This window comes from Corynebacterium sp. HMSC036D03 (genome assembly GCF_001836185.1).
Lineage (GTDB): Bacteria > Actinomycetota > Actinomycetes > Mycobacteriales > Mycobacteriaceae > Corynebacterium > Corynebacterium simulans.
Map to the genome: position 1 here is coordinate 122840 of NZ_KV827729.1, position 19269 is coordinate 142108.

Consider the following 19269-nt stretch of genomic DNA (forward strand, 5'->3'; position numbering starts at 1 on the left):
GAAAAGTAAAAGGCCGCGCTTCCTTAAAAGTAAAGGAAGCGCGGCCTTTCTTTAAGCCTGCTTAGGCTTTAAACGGCGTATGCCTGGATCAGATTGAGTGCTACGATGCAGGCCAACCAGATAATGACCATCACGATGGTGTAGCGGTCCAAGTTCTTCTCCACGACGGTGGAGCCAGAAAGGTTGGACTGGACGCCGCCGCCGAAGAGGCTGGAAAGTCCGCCGCCCTTGCCCTTGTGCAGCAGCACGAAGATGGACATGAGGATCGCGGCAATCACCAAGATGATTTCCAGTGCCAAGATCATAGGATCGTTCCTCTCAGAATTTATTAATTAACTCCGGACTACTCTACACCACGACGCGGGCCGAAGAATACTTCGACCCACATGCGTAGCGCTGGTTATCCGGTACCTATTTCTTGACTCGGTGCTTAGACAACGGTGGATGCGTTCGCAGCGAGCTTGGCAAATTCGTCGCCTACCAAGGAAGCGCCGCCAACTAGCCCGCCATCGACGTCGGGCTTGCCCACGATCTCAGCGACGGAGTCAACCTTGACGGAACCGCCGTAGAGAATACGAATGCCTTCTGCCACCTCTTCGCCCGCAAGTTCGCGCACGAGAGCACGGATTGCAACGCAAACCTCCTGGGCGTCGTCAGCAGAGGCAACCTTGCCGGTGCCGATGGCCCAGACAGGCTCATAGGCAACGACGGTTTTAGACAAGTCCTCAGCGGACAGGCCTGCGAGGGAATTGCGGGTCTGGTTGACCACGTAGTCAACGTGGGTGCCGGACTCGCGAACGTCGAGCGGCTCGCCGACGCAGACGATCGGGCTCAAGCCGTGCTTGAGTGCTGCAGCAGCCTTTTCCGATACGAGCTCGTCAGTCTCGCCGTGGTACTCGCGGCGCTCAGAGTGGCCAACTACGGCCCACTTGCAGCCCAAGGATGCGAGCATCTTGCCTGAGACCTCACCGGTGTAGGCGCCAGAATCGTGCTTGGAGATGTCCTGTGCGCCGTAGGTCAGAAGCAGCTTGTCGCCCTCGGAGAGGGTCTGCATGGTGCGCAGGTCAGTAAACGGCACCATGAAGGCGACGTCGACCTTGTCGTAGTAGTCCTTCGGCAGGGAGAAGTCGAACTTCTGGATGGAGGCGATTGCTTCCTTGTGGTCCAGGTTCATCTTCCAGTTACCGGCAATCAGTGGTTTACGTGCCATGGAAAATTTTCCTTTCGGGGTTTTGTGCGTAGGCCTGTGTAACTGCGGCGCTTATGCCTGCAGAACGGATACGCCCGGCAGTTCCTTACCCTCGAGGAACTCGAGGGATGCGCCGCCGCCGGTGGAGATGTGGGAAAAGCCCTCTTCATTCAGGCCAAGCAGGCGAACCGAAGCGGCGGAGTCGCCACCGCCGACGACGGTGAAGGAGCCGTTGTTTTCGGTGGCAGCGATGATGGACTTAGCAACGCCTTCGGTGCCCTTGGAGAATGCCTCCATCTCGAATACGCCCATCGGACCATTCCAGAATACGGTCTTAGAGGATGCAATAACCTCGTCGAATGCCTTAACGGACTCAGGTCCAATGTCTAGGGACATCCAGCCCTCTGGGATGCCGTCGAGGGCGACAACCTTGTTTTCCGCATCAGCGTTGAACTCGGTAGCGGCGATGAGATCTACCGGCAGAACGAGCTTGTCACCGAAGCGCTCGAGCAGGTCCTTGCAGTTGTCGATCTGGTCTTCCTGCAGCAGAGAGTTCTGAACGTTGTAGCCCTGTGCCGCGAGCAGGGTGTAGCACATGCCTCCACCGATGATGACCTTGTCAGCCTTATCTGCCAGCGCTTCGATGACGCCGAGCTTGTCAGAGACCTTCGCGCCGCCGAGGACAACCACGTATGGGTGCTCTGGCTTTTCAGCGACAGCTGCGAGCGTCTCGACTTCCTTCTGCACGAGTTTGCCTGCAAACGCCGGCAGGCGCTTAGCGACGTCGTATACGGAAGCCTGCGCGCGGTGGACAACGCCAAAACCGTCGGAGACGAAGGCGCCGTTATCCGCAGCCAAGGCAGCGAGCTCATCAGCGAAAGCGCCGCGCTCAGCCTCATCCTTGGAGGTCTCGCGAGCATCAAAACGCACGTTCTCGATCAGCATGACGTCACCGTCGTTAAGACCATTTGCGCGCTCGTGTGCGTCCTCACCGGTTACGTCGCCAGCAAGCGCTACGTATTGACCCAGTGCCTCAGAAAGAGCCTCTGCTACCGGCGCCAGGGAGTACTTCTCGTTTACCTCGCCCTTTGGACGGCCCAAGTGTGCGGAAAGGATGACCTTGGCGCCACCTTCAACGAGTGCCTTGATGGTTGGCAGGGATGCGGTGATACGTCCGGAGTCAGTAATGTTGCCTTCCTCGTCGAGCGGCACATTGAAGTCGGATCGTACGAGGACGTGGCGGGAGCCCACACCCTCTGCGATGAGGTCATCAAGGGTCTTGAAAGCCATTGGATTCTCCTTCATTGAAATCTTTAAAAAACGTTCTATACAAGACTACCGGCCCACGCATGACCCTTGGGCGGGAAATTACGTGAGCCGGTAGAACATCTAAGCCAAGCCTCTAGTTAGGACTTGCAAGCGCCGAGCTTAAAGCTTGGAAGCGACCAAGGAGGTGGTGCGCACGAGCTGGTTGGTGTAGCCCCACTCGTTGTCGTACCAGCCAAGGACCTTGACGAGGTTGCCGTTGGAGACCTTGGTCATGCCGGCGTCGAAGATGCAACCGTGTGGGTCGGTGATGATGTCGGTGGAAACGATTGGGTCTTCGGTGTATGCGAGGGTCTCGCCGAACTCGCCAACAGCGGCTTCCTTGATTGCAGCGTTGATTTCCTCAACGGTGACGTCGCGGGAAGCGGTGAAAGTCAGGTCGGTTGCGGAACCGGTGATGGTCGGAACGCGCATTGCGTAGCCGTCCAGCTTGCCTTCGAGCTCCGGAAGAACCAGTGCAACTGCCTTTGCAGCGCCGGTGGAGGTCGGAACCATGTTGACCGCTGCAGCGCGTGCACGGCGTGGGTCCTTGTGTGGTGCATCCTGGATGCGCTGGTCACCGGTGTAGGAGTGAACGGTGGTCATCAGGCCCTTTTCGATGCCGAACTTGTCGTTAAGGACCTTTGCCATCGGTGCCAGGCAGTTGGTTGTGCAGGAAGCTGCGGAAATAACGTTGTGCTTTGCAGCGTCGTATTCGTCGGAGTTGACGCCGTAGACGAAGGTGCCGTCAACGTTCTTGCCCGGTGCAGAAATAATGACCTTCTTAGCGCCAGCCTCGATGTGAGCCTTTGCTGCCTCACCATCGGTAAAGAAGCCGGTGGACTCGATAACGATGTCAACGTTGTGCTCGGACCAGTTCAAGTTCTTTGGATCGCGCTCAGCAGAAACTGCGATGCGGTGGCCGTTGACGGTGATGGACTCGTCATCATGGGTGATCTCGCCGTCGAGGCGGCCGAGAACGGAATCGTACTTGAGAAGGTTTGCCAGGCTGCCGTTGTCGGTGAGGTCGTTGACTGCAACTACCTCGAGGTCGGAGTCGCCCTGGGCAACTGCACGGAAGAAGTTGCGGCCGATGCGGCCAAAGCCATTGATGCCTACGCGGATGGTCACTGTTTTTCTCCTCTATAAATCGAGTAAAAGTTATGTGGGCTCCGAGGCATCTCCTATAGTTCGTCTTTGGTGCGAAGAACCTCGGTGAGTTTTCCCAACACGGCCGATACTACCGAGCAAACACCAAGCATGCAGCGGCAAAAGGGCCGCCCCGAGGCTTTCTAGAACCAGGTAATGACGTAAGGCAAAAACAGGCGTACAATCTTTCGCCCACATGCCTAATCCGCACTGAAAATCCCCTGCACTACTCCCGAGTTTGTCTGTATATGTTGGTTTATGTTGCCTGGGGTGGGATATATCACTCCCCCAGCTCAGCGCGGATTAGCAGCCATATCCAGCAGGTACCAGACACAGCAATGCTCGGTGTTAAGTATTCGCCTACTCCCGAATGTGCCTGTTTTGCCCGAACAAAACCGCCCCGTCCGATCGGACAAGGCGGCTGGCGGCTAAGGCTTTGATCGAAGCCTTAAAATCAGAAACTTTTTGAGCTAGAAAGTCTACGACTCGTCAAAAAGGTCCTCTGTGATCGATTCGTTGGTGTCCGGGATATCGAGCTCCTCGGCGCGCTTATCTGCCATGGAAAGCAAGCGCCGGATACGTCCGGCAACAGCATCCTTAGTCATTGGAGGATCAGCCAGGCGACCCAGTTCCTCCAAGGAGGCCTCGCGGTGCTGGACGCGCAGGCGACCCGCATCTGCGAGGTGCTCGGGCACGTCGTCGCCCAAAATTTCCATCGCGCGCTCGACGCGGGCGGCCGCGGTTACCGCAGCACGCGCAGAACGGCGCAGGTTAGCGTCATCGAAGTTATCAAGGCGCTTCGAGGTATCGTGCGCCTCGCGCTTGACGCGCTTCTTCTCCCATGTCAAGCGGGTTTCCTGAGCGCCCATGCGGGTCAACAACGCGCCAATAGCATCGCCATCGCGCACAACGACGCGATCGGCGCCACGGGTTTCCTTGGTTTTTGCAGAGATTCCTAGGCGGCGTGCACAGCCCACCAAAGCCAGCGCGGCTTCTTGGCAAGGGCACAGCACCTCGAGGGTGGACGATCGGCCCGGCTCGGTCAGCGTTCCTTGGGCAAGGAATGCGCCCCTCCATGCGGCCTCGTTGTCAGCGATAGAGCCCGAGATTACCTGCGGCGGCAGCCCCACCACCGGATGGCCCGAACGAGTGACCAACCCTAGGCGACGCGTTAGCTCCTTTGCACCGGAGGAAACGCGCAGCTGAACGCGAGACTTCTTCTGCGAACCGGCCGGCCCCACAACTTGCGAGGTAGCCTTGACACTGTAGAGGTCATCGAGGGCTTCGATGAGCCGCTCGGCAATGCGCAGATTGTCCACTTCGATTTCGTAGGCCATCTGGTCCCCGCTCACGGTCAGCTCGCCGGCAAAGCGCAACATAGCGGAAATTTCCGCGGCACGAGCGGACTGGCGTGGAACGGAGACTGCTGTGAGTTCATCCTTGACCTGTTCGGTCAATGAAGCAGACAAAGTCCTTGCCCCTTTCTCAATGATTCTTGCTGCACAGACCAAGGATCATCCATCCAGGCCTGCGCAGTCACGGTATGCCTTATACAGACATAGAGAAACACTAGTCTAGCCTGCACGATAATTCCTTGGCCGCACCAGGCTAGCTTTGCTCGAGCAATCCCTTCAGCGCAGCAGAAAGTTTGTGTGGATCATGCTTGTTTAAACGCACTCCGTTTTCATCACGCAGGCTAACGTCAGCGAATACCGCTTGGGCGCCCAGTACGTTGGCGGCGCGCTGCAGATAGCTGCGCTCACTCTCACTCGGGATAGCGTTGGAATCCACCAAGACTCGGTCGATGCGCAGTTCCGGCGCATGCTGCGCCAACACGTGGAGATGCCGCTCCGCAGAAAAGCCCTGAGTCTCGCCCGGCTCTGCGGAAAGGTTCAGCACAACCACGCGCATCGCGGAAGAGTTCTTCACAGTGTTCACGATTTCCGGCACCAGCACGTGCGGTAGCACCGAGCTAAACCAAGATCCGGGGCCGATGGTGATGAGGTCGGCATCGGAAAGCGCGGCCAAAGCATTCGGATTGGCCTGTGGATGCGCCGGCAGGATGCGTACGCGACGTACCTGACCCGGCGTGGAAGCCACCGCCACTTGGCCGCGTACGGCCCGCATGATGCGGGGATCGTCGTCAAGCCCGGCGACCTCCGCCTCGATGTCCAGCGGCTGATTGACCACCGGCAGCACGCGGCCGCGGGAATTGGTCAGCTGGGCCACCTTATCCAGGGCCGCCTGATAGTCGCCGAGAACCTCAGTCAAGCCAGCGATGAGCAAATTACCCACGGCATGCCCTGCCATGGCACCGTTGCCCCGGAAACGATGTTGCAACGTTTCTGCCCACATTTGGCCAGTTTCCGTGTCATCGGAAAGTGCGGCCAGCGCCATGCGCAGATCACCGGGCGGAATGATTTCCAGCTCACGGCGCAGGCGCCCTGAAGAGCCGCCGTCATCGGCGACGGTAACAATGGCAGAGATCCTGTCCACGCCCGTCATCTGGGCAGCAAGAAGGGTTTGATAAAGACCATGGCCACCACCGAGGCAAGCCATGTGGGTTTGTCGAGTCATTAGTGGATCTATAAGCTTTCCGGGTCAATTGTGCAAGGAAACAGGAAAAACTAGCCGCGTTGAATATCGCGGTGCAGAGCATTTACCTCGAGGTCTCCGCGCTGACGCAGGCGCCGGGTCAATTCCTCGGCAACGGCAACGGAACGGTGGTGGCCGCCCGTACAGCCGACGCCAACGGTGATGAAGTTCTTGCCCTCGTGACGATAGCCCTCGAGCATGGTCCCAAACATGTCCAGAAAGTGCTCAATGAACTTCTCGGCGGCAGGATGCGCCAAGACATAATCCGAGACCGGCTCATCGGTGCCGCGGTAGCCGCGCAGCTCCGGAACCCAATAAGGATTGGGCAAGAATCGCACGTCAAGCACAAGGTCTACATCGCGAGGCGAACCATTTTTGAAGCCAAAGGACTCGACGGTGACGTGCTGGACGTCTTTACGCATATCACCGAAGGCGGCCTCCATCGCCCGCCGCAGATCATGGATGGAGAGGTTGGTGGTATCGATGATGATGTCAGCACGCTCGCGGGAATGCGCGATGGCTTTTCGCTCCCTCTGAATGCCCGCCTTCAACGTGTCGCCGCCCTGTAGGGGGTGGGTACGGCGCACGGAATCGAAACGACGAATCAAAACGTCGTCGCGTGCATCGAGAAACAGTACCGTTGGCTTCATGCCGAGTTCGCTAACCTCATCGATGGTCTCCAGCAGCGAACCTGGAAACATGCGGGAACGCACGTCAGTTACCGCTGCGACCTTCTTAACCTTGGTCTCCTCCATCGCGCACAGCTTGAGAAGATCAACGATGGCCTTCGGCGGGATGTTGTGGGCGACGTAGTAGCCTTTGTCCTCCAAGACTTTGGCTGCGGAAGTCAAGCCACCACCCGACATACCGGTGATGAAGATGGGCGGGGATTCTAAGTGCGTCATGGAGCCTATCTTAACCCGCGAAGACTTATAGAACGCTGATTTTCTTTAACCATGCAGGTGTTCATAGACCACACCGGCAAGTTTCGGGCCAAAGCCCTTTACCGCTGCGATCTCCTCCGCCGAAGCTTCCTTGAGCTTTTTCACCGAGCCAAAGTGCTTGACCAAATCGGTGCGGCGCTGCGGCCCCAAGCCCGGCACCGAATCCAGTACCGAAGAACGCATACGCTTGGAACGCTGCTGGCGGTGATAACTAATAGCAAAGCGGTGTGCCTCGTCGCGGATCTGCTGGAGCAAGTACAGGGCCTGCGAATTACGCGGGAGAATAACCGGTTCATCATCACCCGGGACCCAGATTTCCTCCAAGCGCTTTGCAAGGCCGACGAGGGTCACGTCCACGATGCCGAGTTCATCAAATACCTCTTGCGCTGCTGCAACCTGCGGGGCGCCACCGTCCACGATGAATAGCTGCGGCGGGTAGGCAAAACGACGTCCCGCTTCTGCGGATTCTTCCTGCACATTCTCGTCGTCGAAGGTGGACTCCTCGACTTCCTCGTCTGGGTTGGCGAGCTTGTCCTCCTTATGGCGCTTGAAACGGCGGCGGGTTACCTCGGCAATGGAGCCGACGTCATCCGAGCGACCGTCACCAGCCGCCTCCTTGATGCGGTAACGCCTGTAATCAGCCTTGCGTGGCAGACCGTCCTCAAAGACCACGAGGGAAGCAACCACATCGGTGCCTTGAATATGGGAGATATCGGTGCACTCGATGCGCAGCGGCGCCTGGTCCATCCCCAAGGCTTCCTGGATGTCCTGCAGGGCCGCCGAACGCGCGGTGAGATCACCGACGCGCTTGAGTTTGTGCTGGCGCAGCTGCTCCTTAGCGTTGCGCTCGACGGTCTCCATCAGGGAGTGCTTATCGCCGCGCTGCGGTACCCGCATATTCACCTGTGCCCCACGCAGATCCTCGAGCAGGGAGATGACTTCAGCCGACTCGTCCGGCATGGCCTGCACCAAGATCTCCCGCGGAATCACGTTGCCGCGGCGGGTCTCGGTATGCGATTCCTGGTCCACACCGCGCCTGCTAAGGGCAGCGTCTTCCTCCATCTCTTGCTGCTCGCGGTCTGCGGCATCCGAATAGAACTGGATCAGGAAGTTTTGCATCAACGCCGGCAAAGCCGGATCGCTTTCGCCTTCTTCCCACGGCCCCGTCGGAGCTTGGTCGCCTGAGCGTTCTACGACCCAGCCGCGCTGGCCACGGATGCGGCCGTCACGCACATGGAAGATCTGCACAGCGGCCTCCAGCTCATCAGAGCTAAAGGCAATAAGATCCGCATCAGTTCCGTCATTGAACACGACGGCCTGCTGCTCCATGATCTTGTTGATTGCGCCTAAGTCATCGCGCAAGCGCGCAGCAAGCTCAAACTCGAGGTTTTCCGCGGCTTGCTCCATGCGCTGGGTGAGTTCACGGGTCACGGCCGAAGTATTGCCGTTCATAAAGGAAACCAGCGAATTTACGGTCTCCCTGTGATCTGCCTTCGATACCGCACCCGTGCAGGGCGCCGAACATTTGCCGATATATCCCAAAAGACACGGACGACCCAAGCGCTCGTGCCGGTTGTAGACACCCTTAGAACAGGTGCGCATGGGGAACACGCGCGTGAGCAGATCCAAGGTTTCGCGCACCGCCCAAGCATGGGAATACGGACCAAAATAACGCACGCCCTTCCGCCGCGGGCCACGGTAGAAGAAAGCGCGTGGGACGGTCTCTCCTACCGATACCGCGAGCATCGGATAGGTCTTATCGTCGCGGTACATGACATTAAACCGCGGGTCGAAGCGCTTAATCCAGGTATATTCCAGCTGCAGCGCTTCCACCTCGCTGGCAACCACGGTCCATTCCACAGAGGCAGCGGTAAGCACCATCTGGCGCGTGCGCGGATGCAACTGCGTGATGTCCTGAAAATAGTTGGACAAACGTGCGCGCAGGTTCTTGGCCTTGCCTACGTAAATTACCCGGCGGTTTTCATCGCGAAACTTATAAACGCCAGGCTCTGTGGGAATAGTGCCTGGCGCTGGTCGATAGGTAGCGGGATCTGCCACTTGTTAATCCTGCGGCATGTACTTAGCTTCAAGGTCGCGGAAAGCGCGAACCTTCGGAATAACGGCGGCCTTATCGCCAGCCTGCAGTGCCCAGACCGGCACATACTCGAAGTCGGGCAACTCGATGCGCGCCATCCGCTCGCCCTCTGGGAAGGATAGTCCGTAGACGACCTGCCAAGGATAAAAACGGGTACCTACGATGTTACGCACCTCGACGCCGTCTTCATTCGCACGCAAGCGCGGGCGCGTCAGGGCCAGCCAAGACAGAACCGAGATAAGCAGGCCCACGCCGGGGAAAGCGAACTTATCGATAGTGGTGACGGCAGCACCGGTGAAGGAGATATCCAAGGTAAGGCCCATGAAAATATGGATAGCCATGACGAGGATGACCCAACCGATGGCCACCTTGCGCAAAAATTGCGACTTAGCCTCATAAATCCACGGCTTCGTCGAAGTCTGCGCGAACGGATCCGCACTGGTGTAGGCCAGAACCTCGGCGTCGGTAAGCTGCGTGCGTGTCGACGTCTCGCGGGCCCCAGATTCTTGTGCGTCAGTCATTAGTTCCTTCTTCGTGGTTTACAGGCTGGCCTAGCCTGCCAGCCCATCTAGTGTACGCAATTTCAATACCGTGTCTAAAGCCGCCACCATCGACTCCGCGCCCTTGTCTTCATCTGAGGTGGCAAAGCCTGCGCGATCGACTGCCTGTGAATACTCGTTCACGGTGAGCACGCCGTTGCCCACCGGAGTGGACTCGTCTAGAGCGATGCGGGTTAGGCCCTGCGTTACGGAGTCACACACGTAATCGAAGTGCGGGGTGCCGCCCTTTACCACGCAGCCCAGCGCAACCACGGCATCGTGGGTCCGGGCCGCCGCCTGCACCACGACGGGAAGTTCGAGTGCCCCAACCACGCGAGTCTCGGTCACCTGCGCGCCACATGCACGAGCAGTCTCTACAGCGCGCTTGTGCAGCTGGTCGCAGATTTCGGCGTTCCACGTCGCGGTTACGACAGCCACGCGGATCCCCTCAGCGGGGACCAATTCAATTTCAGGCAAGCCTTCTTTAGCCATCGGAAACCTTTCTTAGTGCTTAGTTGCGGTGGTCTTCATCATTCGCGTCGTGGGCACCACCTGCTGGATGCTGCATATCCCAGTGTTCAACCTGCGGCAGGTCATGGCCCATGCGGTCACGCTTGGTGCGCAGGTAGGTGATGTTGTCCTCGTTTGCTTCCACAGCAAGCGTAGTGTGCTGAGAAGCATCGACACCAAAGCCGGCCAAACCCTCACCCTTGTGCGGATTATTAGTCATGAGGACAACGGAAGCAATGCCAAGGTCCCGCAGAATCTGACCCGCCACGGAATACTCGCGCGCGTCTTCGGGCAGGCCCTGCTCGAGATTGGCATCGACGGTGTCAAGGCCTTTGTCTTGCAAACGATAGGCTTTCAGCTTGTTCACCAAGCCAATGCCGCGGCCTTCTTGGCCACGCAGATAAATCACCACGCCACGTCCGGCTTCCTGAACCGCCTTGAGCGAAGCGTTGAGCTGAGGGCCACAATCACAGCGACGGGATCCAAACACGTCACCCGTGAGGCACTCAGAGTGCACGCGCACCAGCACGTCTTCCGCGCCGCGAAGCTCCTCGACGTCGCCTGCAACCAGCGCGATGTGCTCGTTGCCGTCGATGTCATGGGTGTATCCCAGCACATTGAACAGGCCGTGATCGGTGGGCAGGCGCGATGCCACCGAGCGGCGAATCTGGGTTTCCTTGTGGCGGCGCCAATCAATGAGCTGCTCGATGGAGATCATGGTCAGCCCATGGGTATCGGCAAAGCGTCGCAGTTCCGGCGAACGCGCCATATCGGTGGGGTCTTCCTCGGAGACGATCTCGCACAAAACGCCGGCCGGCCGCAGCCCCGCCAAGCGTGCGAGATCAACAGCAGCTTCCGTGTGGCCGTCACGCTCCAGAACGCCACCTGGGCGTGCGCTCAAAGGAACCACGTGACCCGGACGGGTGAAATCAGAGACCGTGGTGGTCGGATCAGCCAAGCGCCGGATAGTCTCCGATCGGGAGCCCGCGGAGATTCCCGTGGTGCCCGTCGCTGCATCCACTGTCACCGTGTAAGCGGTAGAGCGCACGTCCTCGTTAAGCGCCATCATCGGCGGCAGGTTCAGGCGCGCGCAATCTTGTGGCAACAGCGGCGCACAAATATAGCCGGAGGTGTAGCGGACCATGAAGGCCACGAGTTCTGGGGTTGCCAGCTCCGCGGCGAAGATGAGGTCGCCTTCGTTTTCTCGGTCTTCGTTGTCAACCACAACCACCGCTTTGCCGGCCGCAATATCAGCAATGGCCTGTTCAACAGTGTCGAGTTTGACGGAAGATTCTGCTGCGGTCATAAAGATTTACTTTAGCCCCTGTGGTTTGCGTCCTGCGCGTTAGGCCCGTACATCTTCTCAACGTACTTGGCCAACACATCTACTTCTAGGTTTACGGCAGCGCCGACCTCCATCGTGCCAAAGATTGTGTCGCGCAGAGTGGTTGGAATCAGCGACACCTCAAACCAGTCCGCTCCGATTGCGCTTACGGTCAACGAGGTGCCGCTAACTGCGATTGAGCCCTTCTCGACGACGTATCGTGCAAGGTCTTGGGGAAGGCTAAAGCGCAGCACTTCCCAGTTCTGCGAAGGGGTACGCGATAAAAGCTCTGCGGTGCCATCCACGTGGCCTTGCATGATGTGTCCGCCCAAACGCGTGGTGGGCAAAAGCGCCCGTTCCACGTTGACGACGGAGCCCTCGCGCAACTGCCCCAGCGCCGAGCGTCGCAACGACTCGGCCATGACGTCGGCGACGAAAGCATCGCCATCCAGCGCTGCCACCGTAAGACAGACTCCGTTGACCGCAATCGAGTCACCGAGCGCGGCGTCGCTTAGCACGTGAGGCGCCCTTATCCCCAGCCGAATCGCATCGCCCTGCTCCTCAATGGAGCAGACAGTGGCTAGTTCCTCTACGAGTCCTGTAAACAAGCAAATTCCTTCTATTTATGAGTTGTTGACTTTGTGTGTCTAACTCGGCGAATTGAGCACGTACTCAATTAAGACGTCATCGCCCAAGACCTTGGTGGCACTGCGGCGGAAACGCTTAGCGTCGCTCAAGGTCTGGGCCACCGGATGCGCCAATACGCCGCGGCCTTCGCCCAAAAGAACCGGGGCAATATAAGCCTGCACGGCATCGACGTAGCCTGCGTTGAGAAAAGAGCTAGCAAGACCTGCCCCGCCTTCCACCAAAATATCGCGTGCGCCATCCGCATAGAGCTCGCACAAGGCTTGGTCGATGTCCTCAAACTGCAGGTAGCCGAGCTCGCGCAAGTTGCCGGCCGCCGCACCCGCGTCCTCCAAGTTGCGGCGACCAATCACCACGCGGCGCGGCTGCTGCTCAAAAAGGCTGCCGTCTGGGCGGCGGGCGGTAAGCGACGGGTTATCGGCCAAGGCCGTGCCCGTGCCGATCAAGATGGCGTCGCGTTGTGAGCGGTCAACGTGCACCCAGGCGCGGGCATGCTCGCCAGTAATCCACTGGCTGGTGCCGTCTACTGCGGCGGTGAACCCGTCGAGGGTCTGCGCAAATTTGAGGGTGACGTGTGGCCTGCCCATTTCGATGGCACGCAACCACGGCAAGAGCGCGTCGGGAACATCCTTGTCAACGGGTGCCGCAACCTGTGCAACTTCAATCCCAGCTGCTTGCAGGGTGCTCGCTCCCCCGGCTGCTTCCTGGTTTGGATCGCCATGCAGGAAAAAGACCCGCGAAACCCCAGCATCAATAAGAGCCTGCGCGCACGGACCGGTGCGCCCGGTGTGGTTGCACGGTTCAAGGGTGACCACCGCAGTGCCATTGCGCGCAGCCTCCCCGGCTTCATTGAGAGCCACTACTTCCGCGTGCGCACCTCCTGCCGGCTGGGTGGCACCAGTGCCAACCAATTCGCCCTGAGCATCTAAAATGACGGCACCCACAGGCGGATTGGGGCTAGTGGTACCACGGACAGACTGGCCAGCCTCCATTGCACGCAGCAGGGCTGCTTCTAAATCAAGCTTCATGAAAATTCTTTCAGGCTTTTGCGAGCTTCCGATTCAAAGCTCTATTCACGGTCTTCTACAGGGTGGCCAGCTCGCGCAATTCCGCGACTGCGCCAGCTTTATCCTCCTGCTTATAAATTGCAGAACCGGCAACGAAAGCATGGCAGCCAGCCATTGCTGACTCACGGATGGTCTCCGCCGAAATGCCACCGTCGATCTCGATGAGAGTTGCAAGCCCTTCATCATCAATGACTGCACGCAAAGCACGCACCTTATCCAGCATCTCCGGCATAAACTTCTGGCCGCCAAAGCCCGGCTCCACGGACATCACGAGCACCAAATCAAAGCTAGCGAGCTTGTCCAACCACGGCTCAATTGCGGTATCCGGCTTGACCGAGATACCTGCGCGCACGCCCAGCCCGCGAATCTTTTCCGCCAAGGCAAGGCTGGCCGCCACATCCGCAACAGCTTCCGCGTGGAAAATGATGCAGTCGGCGCCGGCTGCAGCGTAGGTCTCCACCCACTTTTCTGGCTCCTCAATCATCAGATGCACATCAAGCACCTGGTCCGTGACTGCGTCAACGGTCTTGGTGATGTCTGGGCCAAAGGAAAGGTTGGGGACGAAGTGACCATCCATGATGTCGACGTGGATCCAATCAGCGTTGGATACGGCGCGCACTTCTTCGCCCAAGCGGGAGAAGTCAGCGGCGAGGATGGATGGGGAAATAATCGGAGCAGACATGCCCCATAGTCTAGACCTACCCTGCGACGCCTCGCCGCGAAACCGGCTCAGCGCCTAGTTCGTGCGCCGCAAAGCTGCGAAGAACATCGCATCCGTGCCATGACGGTGCGGCCACATCTGGACCGACTTATGGCGGCCCACATCCCCCATGTCTGGAATTAGTGTGTGCGCGTCGAGTTCCTCTGCGCCCAGCTTGGCGACGGCGCGGTCCACAATGTCGCGCGTTTCCCTAAGATCTGGAGAACAGGTGGAATAAACCACCACGCCGCCAGGACGGACGAGCCGCAACGCGGATTCGAGCAGCTCAAATTGCAGCTCATTGAGGTCAGCAATGTCGCTTTCGGCCTTCCGCCAACGCGCCTCTGGACGACGGCGCAAAGCACCCAGGCCGGAGCACGGGGCGTCGACCAGCACGCGGTCGAAGCCCGGCTCCAGGCCAGGTTCGCGGCCATCACCCACGTGCACGCGCACCGGGAGATCCGCCACGGTCTTTTTGATGAGCTCCGCACGGTGCGGTGAGACCTCGACTGCATCAACGGTGGCCTGCTCAATACGCGCCAGCGCACCCATCAGCGCCGCCTTACCGCCAGGGCCGGCGCACAGATCCAGCCAGCGTCCGGAATCCTCCCCTTCCAGCGGCGCCTCCGCAACGGCGCGGGCGATAAGCTGCGAACCCTCGTCCTGCACTGCGGCCAGGCCTTGTTTGACCGGCTCCAGATCGCCTGGATCACCGGCAGACATGTACACCGCATAAGGCGAATACTTGCCCTCCTCGTTGCCGGTCATAAGGGCCAGCTCCTCCGCGCTGATCTCACCAGGGCGTGCCACCAAGTGCACGATCGGGCGCTGCGAATCCCCTTCCAAGGCGGCCTCCAGCTCGCCCAAGCCGACGACGCGGGCGAAGGATTCCGCAATCCAGGTCGGGTGCGCATGCTTGAAGGCAAGCGCTGCTACCTCACCACTCGGCGCGAGCTTGTCCAGCCACTTCTCGGAAGGCGTGCGCGTTACCGTACGCATAATGCCATTGGCAAAGCCCTTCGCCTTCTCGAAGCCGGCGGCCTCCACCAAGCGCACGGTGGTATCAACCGCAGCGTGAGCCTCAACGCGGGTGAAAAGCACCTGATAGGTACCCAGACGCAATGCGTCGAGCACCTCTGGTGCGATGGCATCGAGCCCACGGGAAGAGCACTTTTCGATGACGGCATCGAGCACGCCCTCACTGCGTAACGCACCGTAGGTCAGCTCGGTGCAGAAAGCTGCGTCCCGGGCCTCCAACTTGTGTACGCGCAGCGCCTTCGGCAGGGTGAGATTCGCAAAAGCATCATCACTGTGCACGCGGCGCAGCACCTCGTAGGCAACCGCGCGCGCGACATCAATGCCCGCTCGGCGCGCTGCTTTCACGAAGGATGGGTTCTCTTTCCTGCCGCGCGCATTGTTGCGCACCGGCCGCCTATTACCTTTATTAGGTTTGCCAGACTGACCACGCCCCTTATTCTGGGACGTTTCCTTAGGCTTGTCGCCAGACTTGGAACGAGAACGGAATCCGCCGCTCATGAAAACCTCACTTCTTTAGCACCGCCAAGACCGCGTGCCCAGTCTGCAGCGTTCATCATCTTCTTTCCTGGGGGTTGCAGGCGATCAAGCTTGACAATCCCCTCGCCCGTTCCAACGTATACGGCCTTCTTCGTAATGTGCGCCTGACCTGGTTCGAGCACGACGTCGACAAGCGCCGCGCCAGCCTCAGCATCCTTGACAAGGCTTAGCGGGGAAAGCTTCACGCGCTGAGAATCCAGCAGCGTCCAAGCGCCTGGCCCCGGAGTATGCGCGCGGATGTGGCGATCCACCACGGTAGCCGGTGCCGTCCAATCCACTTGCGCGTCCTCCACCGCAATCTTGGAGGCGTACGTGGCCTCGCCTTCCTGCGGGCGCGGTGTGATGCTGCCGGCTGCCAAACCGTCCATTGTCTCAACAAGCAGATCTGCCCCCTTAAAAGCCAGGCGGGTCAGCAAGTCATCGGCAGTGTCGGTCTCCGAGATATCTGACTCCACGACTCCGAGAATCTCACCGGTATCGAGGCCTTCATCGATGCGGAAGGTGGTAGCGCCCGTGCGCTCATCGCCCGCCGCAATCGCTGCCTGGACCGGCGCCGCCCCTCGCCATGCCGGGAGCAAAGAAAAGTGCAGGTTTATCCAACCGTGCTCGGGTACATCCAGCAGGTCCGGTTTAATCAGATTGCCATACGCCACCACCGGAATCGCGGCCGGTTGGAGCTCATGCAGGCGCTCACGCAGCGCCTTTCCATCCTCGGTATCCGGCTTCAGCGTGGTAGGAGTTAGCACCTCTATGCCGTGCTTTTGCGCCAGCTCTTTCACCGGGCTCGGATGCAGGCTGCGCCCACGCCCCTTGCGAGCGTCCGGCCGGGTAAGTACGGCGACGACTTCGTGTTCAGAGGCAATCAGCTTTTCCAGTGCCACGACCGCCGGTTCCGGCGTTCCAGCGAAGATGATTCTCATGCTGTGGCGTCTCCTTTATAAGTATGCTTTGAAAAATACTAGGTAGTTTTTAAGAATTAAACCAGTCAGAATTGCGGATTACCTGCATGGCCTGCTTGCGCCTTTCCTTAGTCAATCTGTCCAGGAACAACACGCCATCGAGATGATCGGTCTCGTGTTGGATACAGCGCGCCATGAGCCCGGAGGCGACCATAGAAATGGCGTTACCGCGGATATCGCGGCCGCTTAAAACCACGGTTTCGTAACGCTCCGTGTTTTCAGAAATCCCAGGGATGGAAAGACAGCCCTCAGGGCCATCCTGCGTCGCCTGTCCGATGGGTTCCCACACGGGATTGATGATTGCGCCACGCAAACCCGTTTGCACGTGCGAGCAATCGTAGACAAAGATGCGCTTGGTCAAGCCAATCTGATTCGCCGCTAGTCCTACTCCGCCTGCCTCGTCCATAGTCTCCAGCATGTCTGCCGCTAGCGCTGCGAGTGAAGCATCGAATTTCTCAATCTCCGCCGCACGGGAGGTGAGAACTGGGTCGCCGTACATGCGGATTGCTCTTAGTGCCATTTAATAGGAGCCTTCCTCGCCTGATCCACGTTGATTCCTCTTTTATTTGCTGCCCTCGACAATAGTGGAACAATTCCCCGGCACCGCCTACCGGGGTATGGAAGGACTAGCCGATGTGGATGGGATCGACCTGGATGCGCAAAGGAAGCTCGTCCTTGCGCGCGCTGCGGGCGGCATTGGCCTTACGCAAGGCGTTGCCTAATTGGGCACGCGGGCCCAACGGGGTCCTTATCAACACGCGTTGTGGCGGCCCAAATCGCTGCTCGTCATATTCACCGGGCAGGCTCAGCCCCGGCGGCAACGGTACGGGTCCCAAAACCTCCACGTTTTCCGGTAGCTCCGCAATAGACATGAAGTGATCCAGACTGACATCGGCACCATCGACCGCAGCCATGTGCACTGCTGGCGGGAAACGCACTTCCCGACGCCCCGCCAGCTCACGGCGTGCGGCACCAACCATGTCCCAATTCAGCAAGGACTGAATGACCGGCAGTTCACCGTCAGCGGCGATGACCACTTCACCGCCCTTTTTGTGCGAACAGACCAAGGTAGCTGCAGACGCCCACTTAGAGAGAGCTTCCTCCGTGGCGCGCAGATCCTGGCGGTTGAGCAACGTGCCTGCATCCAACAGCAAAGCTGCGCCGTAGTGCCCGTCGTGGGCGACGGCCGGTTCGGCGCCCGGTGTTGCGATGACCAGTGCCGCCTCATCTGCGACCTCGTCTACGACCTTGTTGCCGCCCGAGACAACGATGCGGGTACTCGGAAACGCCCGTCCCAACTCTTCCGCCGTGCGCTCAGAGCCCAGTACGATAGCCCGCAGCCGCGGCGAGCCGCATTCGACACAACGGAATTTCGACTCGATGCGGCCACACCACCGACACGTGGGCAAGGAGGCATGGTGCGTATCTCCCCCGCGTCTATCGGCGGCAAGGCCCAAGGGGCCGTTACAGTGGCGGCAGCGCGCGGGGGCTCGGCAATTGCCGCAAGCCAGAATTGGTGCGTAGCCCTTCCGCGGGACCTGCACGAGCACCGGCTGCGCACGGTCCAGCGCACGCTTCGCAGCTTGGAAGGCAGGCCCTGTAACCGAGGTGGTTCCGCCCTGCAGATCACGCGCAACCTGCAGGCCAAACGCCCCTACCGCAGTCATTGCAGGACGCCGTGTTTCCAGCGTGGATTCACTAGCGAGCAGGTCATGCGCCCACCCAGATTCGACCAGCAGCTGGGTCTCTGCGCTGCGGGCATGTCCCGCCAGAATCAGACTGCAGCCTTCCTTAGCCGAGCGCGTGGTCAGCACCTCGCGGGCGTGGACATAGGGTTTTAAGTTATCTACGAGGTTGTCGTTGCCATCATCGAAAATAACCGCCAAGCGTAGGTTCTTCACCGGCGCAAAAGCCGCCGATCGGGTGCCCAGCACAATGCGCGCCTGCCCCACCAAAGCGGAAAGATATCGGCGGTAGCGTGCCTGCGGGCCCGTGGCGTTGCCCAAGACGGTGATCTGCTTGGCTGCGACCACCTTTCGTAGAGCCTTTTCCAGCTTGTCGACGCCGCGTTGGTCCGGCACCACGAGCAAGACGCCGCCGCCGTCGAGTGCCACTTTCGCGGCCAATGCCGCGACGGCACTCGCCCAGTCATCACCCGGCGCAATTTGCCAGGCGGCACGCGCCAGCCCGCCGGCCAATACCGAGTCCACAAAGGACTCACCATGCTGATATGCCGACCACCCCGAAAGATCTGGTTCTTGTGCCTCGCCCATCTCCTCCCACGAGGTGGAGAGATCCGATTCTTCTGCCTTGGCATGCCGCGGCGGAATCGCGGAGCGAATAATGTCTGAGCGCACCGCCCCATATCGGGCCGCGAGGGACTCGATGAGTTCGGCAAGCTCAGCTGGGTAGACCGCATAGGGCGAAATCACGCGGTCGAGGTAGCGCAGCTGGCCGTCGAACTCGCTGTCATTGCGGCGCTCCAAAACGATGGCGTCTGTCAGCCGCCCATTGAAGCGGATGCGCACGCGCACGCCGGGCTTAGCAGCAGCCGACTGCGATTCGTCGACGCGATAATCGAAGCCGCGGTCTAGGTGGGCGACGCCCAATAAAGGCAACACCCGCGCGACCGGTTTATGGGCGGCGGGTGTTCTAGCTGGCATAGGCTCTGAT

At 59.5% G+C, this 19269-nt stretch carries 18 protein-coding genes; all 18 read right to left on the bottom strand.

Annotation, left to right across the window (positions count from 1 at the left end):
* Nucleotides 1–68 precede the first annotated feature (68 nt).
* Nucleotides 69–305, bottom strand: coding sequence for a preprotein translocase subunit SecG (gene secG / locus HMPREF2692_RS03785; RefSeq protein ID WP_061922327.1), 237 nt, complete (start codon nt 303–305; stop codon nt 69–71).
* Nucleotides 306–430: 125 nt separating this feature from the next.
* On the bottom strand, nt 431–1210 hold the full coding sequence (gene tpiA / locus HMPREF2692_RS03790; protein WP_070822778.1) for a triose-phosphate isomerase: 780 nt from the start codon (nt 1208–1210) through the stop codon (nt 431–433).
* Nucleotides 1211–1261: 51 nt separating this feature from the next.
* Nucleotides 1262–2479: a phosphoglycerate kinase gene (gene pgk / locus HMPREF2692_RS03795; RefSeq protein ID WP_070822780.1), complete on the bottom strand. Its 1218-nt coding sequence runs from the start codon at nt 2477–2479 to the stop codon at nt 1262–1264.
* Nucleotides 2480–2617: 138 nt separating this feature from the next.
* On the bottom strand, nt 2618–3625 hold the full coding sequence (gene gap, locus HMPREF2692_RS03800; protein ID WP_062035115.1) for a type I glyceraldehyde-3-phosphate dehydrogenase: 1008 nt from the start codon (nt 3623–3625) through the stop codon (nt 2618–2620).
* A 497-nt stretch (nt 3626–4122) separates the two neighbouring features.
* Nucleotides 4123–5112 carry a DNA-binding protein WhiA gene (gene whiA / locus HMPREF2692_RS03805; RefSeq protein ID WP_070822782.1) on the bottom strand — a complete coding sequence of 330 codons (990 nt, stop codon included), beginning with the start codon at nt 5110–5112 and terminating at the stop codon, nt 4123–4125.
* A 139-nt stretch (nt 5113–5251) separates the two neighbouring features.
* Nucleotides 5252–6220, bottom strand: coding sequence for a gluconeogenesis factor YvcK family protein (yvcK, locus tag HMPREF2692_RS03810; protein WP_070498424.1), 969 nt, complete (start codon nt 6218–6220; stop codon nt 5252–5254).
* A 50-nt stretch (nt 6221–6270) separates the two neighbouring features.
* Nucleotides 6271–7143, bottom strand: coding sequence for an RNase adapter RapZ (gene rapZ, locus HMPREF2692_RS03815; protein ID WP_070822784.1), 873 nt, complete (start codon nt 7141–7143; stop codon nt 6271–6273).
* Between the two features lie 45 nt (nt 7144–7188).
* Nucleotides 7189–9240 (bottom strand): excinuclease ABC subunit UvrC, encoded by a 2052-nt coding sequence (gene uvrC / locus HMPREF2692_RS03820; RefSeq protein WP_070822786.1) that lies wholly within the window; start codon nt 9238–9240, stop codon nt 7189–7191.
* A gap of 3 nt (nt 9241–9243) precedes the next feature.
* Nucleotides 9244–9798 carry a PH domain-containing protein gene (locus HMPREF2692_RS03825; RefSeq protein ID WP_070432909.1) on the bottom strand — a complete coding sequence of 185 codons (555 nt, stop codon included), beginning with the start codon at nt 9796–9798 and terminating at the stop codon, nt 9244–9246.
* Between the two features lie 30 nt (nt 9799–9828).
* Nucleotides 9829–10308 (bottom strand): 6,7-dimethyl-8-ribityllumazine synthase, encoded by a 480-nt coding sequence (ribH, locus tag HMPREF2692_RS03830; protein WP_061922304.1) that lies wholly within the window; start codon nt 10306–10308, stop codon nt 9829–9831.
* A 19-nt stretch (nt 10309–10327) separates the two neighbouring features.
* A complete protein-coding gene (locus HMPREF2692_RS03835) occupies nt 10328–11632 on the bottom strand; it encodes a bifunctional 3,4-dihydroxy-2-butanone-4-phosphate synthase/GTP cyclohydrolase II (protein ID WP_070822788.1) in 1305 nt (434 codons plus the stop codon).
* 11 nt (nt 11633–11643) lie between these two features.
* Nucleotides 11644–12258 (bottom strand): riboflavin synthase, encoded by a 615-nt coding sequence (locus tag HMPREF2692_RS03840; protein WP_062040923.1) that lies wholly within the window; start codon nt 12256–12258, stop codon nt 11644–11646.
* A 39-nt stretch (nt 12259–12297) separates the two neighbouring features.
* On the bottom strand, nt 12298–13323 hold the full coding sequence (gene ribD / locus HMPREF2692_RS03845) for a bifunctional diaminohydroxyphosphoribosylaminopyrimidine deaminase/5-amino-6-(5-phosphoribosylamino)uracil reductase RibD (protein ID WP_070732190.1): 1026 nt from the start codon (nt 13321–13323) through the stop codon (nt 12298–12300).
* 55 nt (nt 13324–13378) lie between these two features.
* Entirely contained in the window at nt 13379–14044 is a 666-nt protein-coding gene (gene rpe, locus HMPREF2692_RS03850; RefSeq protein WP_070455615.1) for a ribulose-phosphate 3-epimerase, read from the bottom strand.
* A gap of 54 nt (nt 14045–14098) precedes the next feature.
* A complete protein-coding gene (locus HMPREF2692_RS03855) occupies nt 14099–15598 on the bottom strand; it encodes an RsmB/NOP family class I SAM-dependent RNA methyltransferase (RefSeq protein WP_070455614.1) in 1500 nt (499 codons plus the stop codon).
* Nucleotides 15595–16557 (bottom strand): methionyl-tRNA formyltransferase, encoded by a 963-nt coding sequence (gene fmt, locus HMPREF2692_RS03860; protein WP_070822791.1) that lies wholly within the window; start codon nt 16555–16557, stop codon nt 15595–15597. Before fmt ends, HMPREF2692_RS03855 begins: the two co-directional genes overlap by 4 nt.
* A 49-nt stretch (nt 16558–16606) precedes the next feature.
* Nucleotides 16607–17116 carry a peptide deformylase gene (gene def, locus HMPREF2692_RS03865; RefSeq protein WP_070822793.1) on the bottom strand — a complete coding sequence of 170 codons (510 nt, stop codon included), beginning with the start codon at nt 17114–17116 and terminating at the stop codon, nt 16607–16609.
* Nucleotides 17117–17222: 106 nt separating this feature from the next.
* A complete protein-coding gene (locus HMPREF2692_RS03870; RefSeq protein WP_070822795.1) occupies nt 17223–19259 on the bottom strand; it encodes a primosomal protein N' in 2037 nt (678 codons plus the stop codon).
* Between the last annotated feature and the right edge of the window lie 10 nt (nt 19260–19269).